The sequence below is a fragment of the Brevibacillus sp. 7WMA2 genome (assembly GCF_010748895.1).
GTDB lineage: Bacteria > Bacillota > Bacilli > Brevibacillales > Brevibacillaceae > Brevibacillus_B > Brevibacillus_B halotolerans.
The window spans coordinates 4,234,575-4,247,500 of sequence record NZ_CP048799.1; the positions used below are offsets into that span (position 1 = coordinate 4,234,575).

The window sequence follows — 12,926 nt, forward strand, 5'->3', positions numbered from 1 at the left end:
TATGAAGCGGGTACAACAACGTTATGAACAACAATTACAATCGAATCGACCAGTCTGTATTTTAGGCATTGAAACGAGCTGTGATGAGACATCGGCAGCCGTTATTGAGAATGGCACCACCATTTTATCCAACGTGATTGCTTCTCAGGCTGATATACACAAACGCTTCGGGGGGGTCGTACCTGAAGTTGCTTCTCGCAGACACGTGGAAAATATTACGGTGACGATAGAAGAGGCACTAGAGCTTGCTAATAAAAGCTGGGACGATATCTCTGCTATCGCAGTGACCTATGGCCCGGGATTAGTTGGGGCGCTTCTAGTCGGTGTAGCAGCTGCGAAGGCCATTTCCTTTGCAAAAGGAATTCCTCTTATAGGGGTTCATCATATTGCGGGGCATATTTATGCGAACCGCTTGGTGGAGGAAATGCAATTCCCACTGATCAGTTTAGTTGTTTCTGGCGGACATACAGAGTTAATCTATATGAAAGAGCATGGGCATTTTGAGATTTTAGGGGAAACCCGTGATGATGCGGCCGGAGAGGCTTATGACAAGGTTGCCCGTTCATTGGAATTGCCTTACCCAGGTGGACCGCATATTGATCGGCTAGCTCATGAAGGGGAAGCAAGTATTAGTCTGCCACGAGCTTGGCTAGAGAAGGATTCATATGATTTTAGCTTCAGCGGCTTGAAATCGGCTGTATTAAACACGCTTCACAATGCAAAACAGCGAGGAGAAGAAATTCCTGCGGCCAATCTGGCAGCAAGCTTCCAGACTTCAGTAGTTGAGGTTTTAGTAGAAAAGACGATTCGAGCTGCAAGAGAATATCAGGCTAAACAAATCTTATTAGCTGGTGGTGTAGCAGCAAATAAAGGACTACGTTCAGCATTACGTGAGCGGTGCGCAAAGGAAGGACTGGCTCTAACTATCCCGCCACTTATTCTTTGCACAGATAATGCTGCTATGATCGCGGCGGCTGGATTTGTCTCATACCAACAGGGAAAATTTGCTGATCTTGATTTAAATGGTGTTCCTGGATTAGAATTGACCAACCCTTTTTAGTATAAAGCTAAAAAGGGTTTTTTTGTTCTCATTATCCCCATAAAAGGAATTGGTCTAGGAGAGATGGGAAAGCTACTAAGGATGTCGATGGGTTTGAAATCAACTTATGAACAATATCCACAATCATTTCTTAACAAACGTAATAAATCTGTTAATATCTTTGTGGATAATGTGGATAACAATGATGTTCAGTCCATAAATCTCTTATTTATGGTTTTTTTTCTGTTGAAAAGGCTGTTTTTACTGTGGATAAATCTGTTGAAAAAATGCATATAACATTATTCGGCATAATCATTCAGCTTCTTGTTATTAACAGGGGGAATACCTTTATGAAAATAAAGTTGCTTCGGTGGATGCTTATATTGGTTGTCATTCTTGAGATCAGCTTTCCAAAAGCGGCATTTGCCACCTCTTCGCATCCAACATCTCCGCTATTAACCACACCATTTATTTCTATAAAGAATCGACAGGTAATGATACTCGCTGTGGATATGTTTTCTTTCAATGATCTTCAAGAGCTACGGTACCGTCAGCCTTTTGCTGGTCATATGCATAAGGCGGGCTATGCAGCATTAACGATGCGAACTGCGGGACCACGAACGGCCGCGAATGGATATTTATTGATGGGTAGCGGAGGACAGGCTCAATATACAGAAGCCAGCGAAACGTTGTACCAGCATAATGAATCCACAAGCAATAACGAAACAGCAGAACAACGAATGAGTCGCTTGACGAATCCGCATACGATTAACAAAAAAAGTGCGCTCTTCTATCCCGGTATTTTCCGTTTGCAAAGAGATAATGAAAACAAGCCGTATACAGCCAAAATTGGATTAATGGGAGATGGCATTGAACGTGTGGATGGTACGGTAGCTTTTTACGGAAATGCTGATTACGGAGAAAAGAAGCAACGACATGCCTCGTTATTGGGGGTTACTTCAACGGGAGAGATCAGAAAGGGAATGGTATCGCCCGATATGCTGCTGGAAAAGGACTTGCGTTATCCTTATGGTCTGCGTACAAAGAAGGATGTTGTGTTACAACAGATCGCAGGGGATAAAAGCTCAAGCTTAATCATTTGGCAATATGGGGATTTGGCAAGACTATACAGACAAATGCCTGAAATGTCACCCTCGCATTTTAAACAGATGTACCAGCAAATTATTGGTGATTTAGCAAAGATAGCAGGTCAGATTATAGCTAAACTACAACCTGGACAAATGTTTCTGCTGCTCTCTGCAGATGCTAATCCAATTGCTATCAAAGAAAAGAGCATATTGACGCCGTTTCTCATGTGGACATATTCAGGAGTAAAAACAGGCGAGTTAACGTCCATAACCACACGTCAGCCAGGACTAGTGAGCGGATTGGATCTATTACCAACCGTTTACCATTGGATTCATCTGCCTTTACCCGAACATGTAATTGGGCATGTGATTCATCCTGCAACGAATCAACCAATCCCATTCATTTCTACGACTGAAGTAACGCAGGTGAAAGACAATCAGTCGGATTGGAGAATCTCTTCCTTTTTCCAAAAAATAGACCGCATTCATCGTATATATGCGAACAGACCAAGTATTATTTATAGCTTCGTCATCCTTCAGTTGGCTGGCTTATTGTTGGGGCTTTTATTATGGTATCGCTATCAGTATCAATCTAGGGCGGTTTCAGTGCGTGTTCGTAAATTTGTAAGGCTATTGCTTACCGCATTGCTATTAGTCCCGTTTTTGCTTTTGCTTGAGCCTCTTGTGGATATCTCTTTACCTGTTCTTGCTACACTTTCGCTGTTAGGTATAGTAGCTGGGGGAATGGCTTACTGGTTATGCCGTCTCTCGCTATCAACTGGTTTTTTTCTGATAGGGGTATGTACGACGATCGGCTTATTAGTAGATGGATTTACGGGCGCTCACTTAATGAAGCGTTCTTTCCTCGGGTATGACCCGGTCATTGGGGCGCGTTTTTATGGAATGGGTAACGAATATGAGGGGGTATTAATTGGAGCCAGCCTGCTTTTTTTTGCTGCATTTTATCAATGGGAACAAGAACGGGAAAGAAAGCAAATAAAAAATGAACAGACGAACCTATCTCTAGTGGGACTGATTTTGCTTATCGTATGTATGGGTATCATTCTATGGTATCTGGCTTCTCCTCAGTATGGTACGAATGCAGGGGGATTTTTAGCAACTGGACTCGCGTATGTGGTTACATTGCTTCGATTTTATCAAATCCGTCTACGCAAAATAAGCCTCCTCTTGATAGGAGGAAGCTTATTAGTTGGTATGGCGAGTTTACTTATTATTCATCTGTTTTCGATGCAACCAATGACTCATGTAGGTAAAGTTGCTCATGACATTATAACGGGTAACTGGATAGAAGTGGGGCAGATTATTCAGCGGAAGCTGGAAATGAACCTTCGCCTAATCCGTGTTTCTTTATGGAGTAAGGTATTTTTTCTATCCCTGTTTATTGTCAGTGTCATCAGCTTTTATCCGCAGCAGTATATGCGTAGATTGTATGCCAGCTATCCCGCCTTGGTTATGGGTTTTAGCGGGATCATGGCAGGATCGTTGGCTGGCCTTTTTTTAAATGATTCAGGTATTGTGTCAGCGGCCACGTCGATCATTTTTTTTGTAAGTCCTGCACTACTCTTAACTCTACAGGAAGATAAGATAGCTAGAAAGTATTAGTCCATTGATAGCTCTTCCCATTCTGCATACAAATGATCAATAGCTGTTCGAGCCTGGCTAATCAGATCATTACGTTTCTGGGCTTCAACATGATCAGAATAAACATCAGGATGGCATAATTCTTCTTCCCAGGTAGCGATTTTTTCCTCGTTATCCTGAATGCTTTTTTCAATTTCTTCTAAACGTCGTTGGCGTTGGCGCTCTTTACGCTTCGCTTCTTTATCAAGCTCATAGGTGCTTTTCTCTGGAGTGCTTGGTCTGGCTGCTGAGGCTTTTGGATTTGCCTGTTCCACCTTTTCCTGAGCTTGTTCTACAAGCTCTTGTTTTTTATCCAGATAGTAGTCGTAATTACCAAGGTAGCTTGTTACTCCAGTTGGAGACATCTCTAAAACGCGAGTAGCCATTTTGTTTAGAAAATATCTGTCATGGGATACAAATAAAATCGTGCCAGGATAGTCATATAGGGCATTCTCTAATACCTCTTTACTGATGATATCCAGATGGTTAGTCGGCTCGTCAAAAATCAAGAAATTGGCTTCCTTTAGCATTAATTTAGCCAAAGAGACACGTGCGCGCTCGCCGCCGGACAAGTCGCCAATTCTCTTTAACACGTCATCGCCACTAAACAAGAAGTTTCCAAGAATGGTGCGGACCTCTTTCTCCTGCATCTGAGGATAATCATCCCATAGCTCTGCCAAAATGGTTTTGCTCATATTTAACTCGCGTTGTTCCTGATCATAGTAGCCAATGGTTACATTACTTCCTAGCTCTGTATGTCCTTGTTTAGCTGTAAGCTGACCCACAATCGTTTTAAGTAAAGTAGATTTTCCAATCCCGTTTGGTCCTACTAGTGCAACGCGCTCTTCGCGTTCTAAATCAAAGGTCAACTGAGAGGAAAGCGTGACCTCCTCGTAGCCAATGGCAAGATTTCGAACCTTAAGCACGTTATTTCCGCTCATTTTGGCAATTTCAAAGGAGAAATGGGCAGATTTGTTACCCGCAATCGGTTTATCCATTCGATCCATTTTTTCAAGTGTTTTTCGTCTGCTTTGCGCTCGTTTGGTAGTAGATGCTCTAGCGATATTGCGCTGAATAAAATCCTCTAATTTAGCGACTTCTTCCTCTTGCTTTTCAAAACGGCGCAGCTCCTGCTCTAAACGCATAGCCTTTTGATCCAAATAGCGGCTGTAGTTGCCTACATAGCGTTGCGCCTGATGACGTTCGATTTCATAGACGATATTTACTAGCTTATCTAAAAAGTAACGGTCATGGGAAACGACTAGGATAGCGCCCTTGTAATTTTGCAAATAGACCTCTAGCCAGGATAGAGTTTCGATATCCAAATAGTTCGTAGGCTCATCTAACAGCAATAAATCAGGTGACTGAAGAAGTAACTTCGCTAATGCCAGACGTGTTTTTTGCCCACCACTTAACGTATAAATAGGTGTTTCATAATCCATGTCTGAAAAACGAAGACCGTGAAGTACACCGCGAATACTAGCTTCATAGCTATAACCGCCTTTTTCTTTAAAGGCTTCCACGCGATGTGAATAGGTCTCCATAATCTGCTGATATTTTTTTTCGTCCTCAAAGACTGCGGGATCGCCCATCATAGCTTCCATCTTGCGTAGCTCTTTTTCCTCTGATTGAAGATGCTCAAAAACAAGAAGCATCTCTGCCCAGATGGAGTTATTGGATTCCAGACCGCTGTTTTGGGCTAGGTACCCGATTGTTACATCCTTTGGTTTACGAAGCACTCCGCTATCATAGCTAAGTTCGCCTGCTATAATTTTCATCAGCGTAGATTTCCCGGCTCCATTTACTCCAACCAAACCGATCCGTTCTAACGTTTGTACTTGTAAAGATATATCCTGTAAAATGGTTTCAACACCATATGACTTCGATATGCGCTCTGCTTGTAATAAAATCATAGCTTTCACCCCGAGATGATATTCAGATATCTATCCTAACAGTGTACCTAAAGCAGAGGTCGGGAACAAGGGGAGCCGATCAATAGGTGGGCAAATAAAGGGGGAAAAGTATGCACATGCTAGAGAAGAAACGCTTGAGACAGGTGATGATTAGCGCGCGGGATTTGTTGAGTGAAGAGGATCGCGAGCAAAAATCCGATAAGGCTACACAGCATTTATGGAGTATCAAAGCTATAAAAGAAGCTCAAACGATTATGTGTTTTAGTTCGTTTGGAAGTGAAATCAATACGTGGTCTTTTATAGAAGATGCAAGAGAGCGTGACATAAAGGTTGCTCTTCCCCTGACAAATCGAGAGCAAAAAAAAATATTACCTTATACATATGAGAGCAGAAGTAGCTTGAAGAAGGGGGCTTACGGTATCTGGGAGCCAGATCCCACACGTTCAACAGAGCTGAAGCTGTCAGAGATTGAAGTAGTGATCGTTCCAGGAGTAGCCTTTGATCGGCAAAAAGGGCGCTTAGGCTATGGAGCCGGTTATTATGACCGATTTTTCCAAAGCCTGCCGCATGAACCTAGACGAATTGGATTTTGCTTTGCTATGCAGGTGATTGAAAAGGTACCGATGGAGCCTTTTGATATCCATTTGGATCAAATTGTCACCGAAGAGGGAATTATCTGAATTTGAAACAATTTGGACATACATTACACCATTCCCAAAAAGATGGTATTGTATAATTGTGATGGTATTGGAGGAGGGTTTAACATGTCAGGATGGAAAATAGGTATCATTACGGCTAGTGATTCAATCGCTGGTGGGGAAAGAGAGGATGATCGAATTCAGTTGGTGCGCGGCTTAGTCAAACAGCACTTGCATACGGAAAACATTATTTATCGTTGTTTACCGGATGATATGGAAGAACTGAAGGAGCATATGATCGAATTGGTGGATCGAGAAAAATGCGATATTCTCATTACCACAGGTGGAACAGGATTGAGTCCGCGGGATGTTACACCAGAAGTAACGTCATGGGTAATTGATCGTCCAGTACCTGGCTTAGCGGAGGAGATGCGTCGTGCAGGTTTAAAGCAATCTCGCCGCGCTATGTTAACACGTGCTGTTGCAGGGACGAGGGGCAACAGTTTGATTTTCAATTTACCAGGAAACCCCAAAGGAGTCGAGGTCTGCTTTATAGCTATTGCAGACATGCTGCCGGACGCTGTGCATATTTTGCAGGGCTCAGAAGAAGCCGGTGAAGACTGGGGTGGAATCGGATGGTAGAGAAGCCGAACTTTAAAGTCGTGCCTGTCCGCGAAGCGGTGGGCATGATTTTGCCTCATGATATGACGCAGATTTTACCCGGGGAGTTCAAGGGTAGGCTGTTTAAAAAAGGGCATGTTATTAAAGCAGAAGACATAGAACCACTGCTTTCTATAGGAAAAGAGCATATTTATATTATGGATATGCCTCCGGGCTTTATCCATGAGGAAGAAGCAGGTCAAAGAATTGCCCAAGCTGTTGCAGGTACAAACCTTCTTTTAACAGAGCCTTACGAAGGTAAGGTTTCAATGAAGGCAAAAACGAACGGACTTTGTAAAATCAATGAGCAGGCCGTTCATACTTTAAATGAATTAGAAGGTATAGCCCTTTCCACTATCCTAACGAATCAAGTGGTAACAGAGGGGCAGTCTGTGGCTGCTACTCGCATTATCCCTTTGATTATGAAAGAAGAAAACATTCTCGTTTTAGAACGTTTGGCTAAGCAGTTTGAAGGGCCGATCGTGGATGTGTTGCCCATTCCTGCTCGCAGGGTAGGAGTGGTTACGACAGGAAGTGAGGTTTATCAGGGACGAATCCAAGATAAGTTTGGTCCTGCTATTAGAGCTAAGGTAGAAGCGCTAGGCTCTCAGGTAGTTGAGCAACGTTTTGCCCCAGATGATAAAGAGATGATACAACATGAGATAGAGTATTTCCTGGCACAAGGAGTTGATCTCATCTGTGTAACAGGCGGTATGTCTGTTGATCCAGATGATAAAACCCCCGGGGCAATTGCTGGTGTAGGCTCTGATGTTATACGGTATGGTACGCCGATGTTGCCTGGTTCTATGCTAATGATCGCCTATAAAGGAGATACCCCTATTCTAGGGTTACCTGGAGCGGTGATGCATGAGCCTGTTACGTCGTTTGATGTTTTTTTGCCTAGAATCCTATACGGAGAGCGCATCCAAGAAAGTGATATGACACGACTTGGTTATGGTGGTTTACGGAAGTGTTAATAATTTAAAGAGTGGAGATGTTAACTATGGGTAGTGGAATTGGAGCTTCAGGTTTTATTATACTGATCATTTTAGCGATCATCTTTTTTGGACCTAAAAAGCTACCAGAGTTAGGCAGAGCTATGGGCAGTACTTTGCGAGAGTTCAAAAAAGCTACAAGTGGACTTGCTAATGATGATTTTGACGAGAATAAAAAAGAGAAACCAGCCGAACAGCAATTGGTAGCAGCGACTGCGAAACCAGCGGATACAGTGGAGACCTCCGAGAAAATTGACCGTGAAAAGCTAGAGCGTGAAATTCGTGAGCGTTTGGAACGCGAGCGTCTAGAAAAGGAGATTCGCGCAAAAATCGAACAGGAGCGTAAAGAAGCGTCCTCTTCCAGCGAACCAAAAGCGTAAGAAGAAGGTAGGCAGGTTGGATGGGTAAACAAAGAGATATGACTATATGGGAACATATTGGTGAATTGCGTAATCGCCTTTTAATTGTTCTGCTCGTTTTTGTTATCGGATTAGCAGTGGGACTATACTACGCCGGGCCAGTTGTTATGTATCTACAGCAAACGCCTATGGCTAATCTTTCTATGAATACGTTAGTTTCCTTGAAGCCTTCCGATGCACTGCAGGTGTACATGCAGTTTGCTTTCTTGGTTTCGATGATAATGACTACACCCGTATTTTTGTTACAGCTATGGGCGTTTGTTAAACCAGGTTTAAAGCCACATGAAACAAAGCTAACCCTATCATTTATTCCCGTTATTTGTCTGTTGTTTCTAGTTGGATTAGCTTTTGGCTATTATGTTGTGTTCCCGTTAGTGGTTCTGTTTATGACGAACATTAACGTTCAGTTGGGTACTCCAGTCATGTGGGGATTAGGTGAGTATTTCTCTTTTATGTTTAATATGATTGTCCCTTTTGGATTTTTGTTTGAACTCCCGATCCTGGTGATTTTACTAACAAGGCTACGGATCATCAATCCGGTAAGGCTGTCTAAAATAAGAAGATATGCATATTTTATTTTAGCCTTTATTGCGATTGTAATTACACCTCCTGACTTCATGAGTGACTTTATCGTAATGATTCCGTTATTTGTTTTGTATGAGATTAGTGTGTTTCTGTCCAAAGTCATTTATCGTCGACAGTTGAAAGAGGATGAGGCATGGGAACGTGAATACGGTGTCGTGGAGGTTCAGGCTGATTCTGAAATTAAATAGCAGTATTTCAAAGAGCATAAGGTTATATTTATGCTCTTTTTGTGTAAATATAGTTGCAGAACTTGTCATGAATCGATAGGATTCTTAAGTAGGAACCAAAAATTGGAGGTGCTTTAAGCTTGAACGAGAATTATTCGGAGCAAGTGTATCGGGAAGAGAGTAACTTTCCTAAAATTTTGAGATTGTTTGCGATTTCACTGCTGGTGTCTACGATTGGTAGTGCGGTAGGAACAGCATTTGTTCCCCCAGCCTTTATCCTGCCACTGGTAGTTGTTGAATTGCTAATGCTGATTGGCGCCTTTTTTATGCGTAGAAAGGGTGTTCGAATCGGGTATGGATTCTTATTTGCCTTTGTATTCATCAGTGGAATCACGCTTGGGCCAACTCTACAATACTACGCAATGAAAAATGGGGCCTTGCTGGTTAACGCAGCTTTCCTCATCACGACAGTTATCTTTATTTCATTGGCCGGTTATGCTTATGTGTCCAAACGTGACTTCAGTTCAATCGGCGGCTTTTTGTTTGCAGCTCTTATTGGCTTGATTCTTTTACAGGTGCTAAATCTGTTTATTCCATTAGGAACGGGAATGCAGCTATTAATAGCATCTGGCGGGATTTTGATTTTTAGCGGCTATATCCTATACGATGTGTCTCAGTTCAAACATGGGGTAGAAGAAGAAGATGTCCCAATGGCTGTTATTTCGCTTTACCTCGATTTTATCAATTTGTTCTTGTCGTTGCTCCGTCTTTTAGGAATTTTAAATGGTGATGATTAGTTCTTAAAAAATGCATGTGCCCCCCTCTGAGTTTTTTTCAGGAGGGGGGCTTTTGCGTATGGTTGGAAGTTTATTGTTTTACAGAAAGACTTACTCTGCTTGGGTATAGCTGCTTTTTGTTGAGCAAATACTATATGGACGAAATGGTTTGAAAAGGAGTGAAACAGATGAAAAAAAGAAGGTGGATTGTAGTATCTGCTATTTTTTTATCCGTATCGGCGGTGGTGGCAGGTTTCACGATGATGAAGGCAGGTGCAATCTCAGGAATTCTCCCATTCTTACATAAGGGGGAGCAAGCAACGGCCACTAGCGGTACCCCAACAGGAAACGATGCAGATGGAGCGCAGATAGCTGGAGAGAATGTCGAGCTATTTGATAGTGATCAACAAAAGGTTGTATCCCATTATTCAAATAGCACTCTCTTTCAACAGGAAGCGCAAACGATTTTACACTCAGTGAGCGGGAGAGTCCAGGATATTAGCCCACAGTTGGAGCATTGTTTTATTTTAAAAATCCCTGTGGACCCTCCAATAAAAGTATCTGTCCCGAAAGAAAAGATAAAAGATCAGATCTCGCGAGTTTTTGTGGTGATGCCAAAGAATGGGCAACGCAAACCATGGCTTATCCTGCATAATCAGCGTGAGGAAACCATATTGGCTGAGTTTACCAGAGATGTAAATACGATACGTGAACTCATCAAGAAATAATTTATTTGGTTGTAAAGAGCGTAACGAAGTTTTCGGTAAAGTAGTCAGAAAAGACGCCTACACCTAGCTCTTCAAATTGCTTTTCAAGCACATTTTTACGATGCCCCAGGCTATTTAACCAGCTTTGAGAGGCCTCTATAGCATCAGGAAATCCTGCGGCAATATTTTCTCCTGCCATTCGATAGGACAGACCATTTTTCTTCAGTCGATCAAATGGAGATAAGCCTGTTGTTGCGGAAATATGATCAAAATACTGATTGCGCTGCATATCGATGCTATGATTACGGGCTGTGATGGCTGCTTTTTCGTTCCAACGTAATGGTGGAATTTGATAGCGATAGCGCATGACATTGGTTAAATCTAATATCTGCCGTTCCATCGCTCGATTAATCTCCTCCTGACTTTTAGCATCAGGGGTAGGGGGAGTGAAATTGGGTGCTTCCCCTGTATAAGTCCACTTCGTTTCGTAGAATCCACCCTGAAGTAGAACTAGCTTGTCGATGAGGCGGATGCCAGTAACCTTCTGTTGATTATGCTTGTCCAAGTAAAATAAGACAGGAATATCACCTACAAGCTGTAACGGTCGCTGTGCTCGATCATTTTTTATTTCTACAAATGTATCCTCATAAGAAAAGGTAACGCGCTCCTGTAACGAATAGCTCTTTTTGAGCGTATCGTATGAAGTGCCAATACGTATTTGATTGGTTAATGCGGCTTTCGGACTATTAGAAAAGACATCTACTACTTTCCCCTTTAAAATGCCCACCTGTACATAACGATCAGGATTCTTGTTATAAATCCACCATTCATATCCAAATAAGCTAGGTTCTTGACGATCAGGGATACCTAATGTGGCTTCCACCTGCTGAGAACTCATATGCAAGGAGACTCCAAAAAGAATAGGATCAGAAAAAAGGGACTTCGTTGGGGCCTCTCTTTTTTCCGCGGTAGATAAAACTTGCTTCATAGAAGGGGTGACTATTTGTTGATTTTGCTGAAGGGGCGATTTAGCAGATGCGGTGTGCCCAGGTGTCAGAGTTGTCAGGAAAACGGCTTTCGTTGTTTCTTTTACTGTTTCAATCACATCAGCAGAAGTACCCTTGGCTTTGTCAGAGTCTGATGCATGTAGCGTGCTTGTTTTCGTAAAAAGAGGAGAGAAGATCATCCTCATATGACTTTTCATTCCGGATGAGGCTTGCGTGCTTGTTTGCAACAAAACAAAAAGTGAAAGTCCAAGAGCTGAAACAAGAAACCAGCTTTTTTTAGGCATGTACTATTCCTCCTCGTAGTCTAGCAATCTGTCTCTATTGTATCTATAAGTAAATATCGTCAAGTATAGAACTAATAAATAGAGTTTTGTATAAAAGAAAAGAAGGTGGAATAAGAGAGTTCCAGAAGATATATGTATGAAGAGACTGGATGCTTAGTCCCAGACCTTACAGGGATAGAAGTTTTTGTCTGTAAATGTACTTGAAAATACTTGCAAAGCATTCAGTGATTTATTATTATAGGAATTGGGTGTTAGCACTCCTTAAAGGTGAGTGCTAACCGTTTAAGAAAAATTATGTACTATCTTTGAGGAGGGTGTTTTTTGTGTTGAAGCCATTAGGTGATCGTGTCGTACTTGAACCAATTTCTAAAGAAGAAACAACTGCTAGTGGTATTGTTTTGCCTGATACTGCAAAGGAAAAACCACAAGAAGGTCGAATTGTTGCAGTGGGTTCTGGTCGCATTGAAAACGGTGAGCGTATCGCCCTTGAAGTAAAAGAAGGCGATAAAGTAATCTTCTCTAAATATGCTGGTACAGAAGTTAAACTGGACAACAAAGAATATTTGGTGCTTCGTGAGTCCGATATTTTGGCAGTTATCGGCTAAGGTACCGTAACATACTGAGTTACCCTAAACACATATTTCTATTTGGAGGTTGAGTATTAGATGGCAAAACAAATCAAGTTCTCCGAAGATGCACGTCGCTCTATGTTGCGCGGTGTAGAAACTCTTGCAAATGCAGTTAAAGTAACACTTGGACCTAAAGGTCGTAACGTTGTTCTGGAAAAAAAATTCGGTTCTCCATTGATTACAAATGATGGTGTAACGATTGCAAAAGAAATCGAACTAGAAGATGCATACGAAAACATGGGTGCGCAATTGGTTAAAGAAGTTGCTACTAAAACCAACGATATCGCTGGTGACGGTACAACTACTGCAACTGTACTTGCTGCTTCCATGATTCGTGAAGGTCTAAAAAATGTAACTGCTGGTGCAAACCCAATGGTA

Annotated in this window: 13 protein-coding genes (1 of these 13 only partly in view); 11 read left to right on the top strand and 2 right to left on the bottom strand. The window is 42.1% G+C overall.

Annotated elements, in window-relative coordinates:
* The first annotated feature begins 1 nt into the window (after position 1).
* Positions 2 to 1,060 (top strand): tRNA (adenosine(37)-N6)-threonylcarbamoyltransferase complex transferase subunit TsaD, encoded by a 1,059-nt coding sequence (tsaD, locus tag GOP56_RS18145; RefSeq protein ID WP_031309704.1) that lies wholly within the window; start codon positions 2 to 4, stop codon positions 1,058 to 1,060.
* A gap of 329 nt (positions 1,061 to 1,389) precedes the next feature.
* Positions 1,390 to 3,750: a hypothetical protein gene (locus tag GOP56_RS18150; protein WP_163246215.1), complete on the top strand. Its 2,361-nt coding sequence runs from the start codon at positions 1,390 to 1,392 to the stop codon at positions 3,748 to 3,750.
* On the opposite strand, the gene GOP56_RS18155 is transcribed toward GOP56_RS18150, so the two are convergent.
* Positions 3,747 to 5,681, bottom strand: a complete 1,935-nt coding sequence (locus GOP56_RS18155) for an ABC-F family ATP-binding cassette domain-containing protein (protein ID WP_163246216.1) — start codon at positions 5,679 to 5,681, stop codon at positions 3,747 to 3,749. The two genes, GOP56_RS18150 and GOP56_RS18155, sit on opposite strands and share 4 nt — an antisense overlap.
* Positions 5,682 to 5,791: 110 nt before the next feature.
* On the opposite strand from GOP56_RS18155, the gene GOP56_RS18160 reads away from it, so the two are divergent.
* The 7 genes from GOP56_RS18160 to GOP56_RS18190 all read left to right on the top strand — a co-directional run bounded on the left by GOP56_RS18160 (position 5,792) and on the right by GOP56_RS18190 (position 10,649).
* Positions 5,792 to 6,361, top strand: a complete 570-nt coding sequence (locus tag GOP56_RS18160; RefSeq protein WP_163246217.1) for a 5-formyltetrahydrofolate cyclo-ligase — start codon at positions 5,792 to 5,794, stop codon at positions 6,359 to 6,361.
* 84 nt (positions 6,362 to 6,445) lie between these two features.
* Positions 6,446 to 6,961, top strand: a complete 516-nt coding sequence (locus GOP56_RS18165) for a MogA/MoaB family molybdenum cofactor biosynthesis protein (RefSeq protein ID WP_003333521.1) — start codon at positions 6,446 to 6,448, stop codon at positions 6,959 to 6,961.
* Positions 6,955 to 7,956: a molybdopterin-binding protein gene (locus GOP56_RS18170; protein ID WP_163246218.1), complete on the top strand. Its 1,002-nt coding sequence runs from the start codon at positions 6,955 to 6,957 to the stop codon at positions 7,954 to 7,956. Before GOP56_RS18165 ends, GOP56_RS18170 begins: the two co-directional genes overlap by 7 nt.
* A 17-nt stretch (positions 7,957 to 7,973) precedes the next feature.
* Positions 7,974 to 8,354: a twin-arginine translocase TatA/TatE family subunit gene (tatA, locus tag GOP56_RS18175; RefSeq protein WP_031309706.1), complete on the top strand. Its 381-nt coding sequence runs from the start codon at positions 7,974 to 7,976 to the stop codon at positions 8,352 to 8,354.
* A 20-nt stretch (positions 8,355 to 8,374) separates the two neighbouring features.
* Positions 8,375 to 9,166, top strand: a complete 792-nt coding sequence (tatC, locus tag GOP56_RS18180) for a twin-arginine translocase subunit TatC (RefSeq protein ID WP_163246219.1) — start codon at positions 8,375 to 8,377, stop codon at positions 9,164 to 9,166.
* 119 nt (positions 9,167 to 9,285) lie between these two features.
* Entirely contained in the window at positions 9,286 to 9,942 is a 657-nt protein-coding gene (locus GOP56_RS18185; protein ID WP_163246220.1) for a Bax inhibitor-1/YccA family protein, read from the top strand.
* A gap of 167 nt (positions 9,943 to 10,109) precedes the next feature.
* Positions 10,110 to 10,649: a hypothetical protein gene (locus tag GOP56_RS18190; protein WP_003333515.1), complete on the top strand. Its 540-nt coding sequence runs from the start codon at positions 10,110 to 10,112 to the stop codon at positions 10,647 to 10,649.
* Position 10,650: 1 nt separating this feature from the next.
* Here the strand turns inward: GOP56_RS18190 and GOP56_RS18195 are convergent, their stop codons facing one another.
* A complete protein-coding gene (locus tag GOP56_RS18195; RefSeq protein WP_163246221.1) occupies positions 10,651 to 11,919 on the bottom strand; it encodes a CAP domain-containing protein in 1,269 nt (422 codons plus the stop codon).
* 323 nt (positions 11,920 to 12,242) lie between these two features.
* Between GOP56_RS18195 and groES the strand changes: the two genes are divergently transcribed.
* Positions 12,243 to 12,524, top strand: a complete 282-nt coding sequence (groES, locus tag GOP56_RS18200) for a co-chaperone GroES (protein ID WP_003333513.1) — start codon at positions 12,243 to 12,245, stop codon at positions 12,522 to 12,524.
* Between the two features lie 60 nt (positions 12,525 to 12,584).
* On the top strand, positions 12,585 to 12,926 hold the 5' end (the start) of the coding sequence (gene groL / locus GOP56_RS18205; RefSeq protein WP_003333512.1) for a chaperonin GroEL. The gene runs 1,293 nt beyond the window's last position; 342 of the gene's 1,635 nt are visible here — the first part of the coding sequence; the start codon lies at positions 12,585 to 12,587; the stop codon falls past the right edge of the window.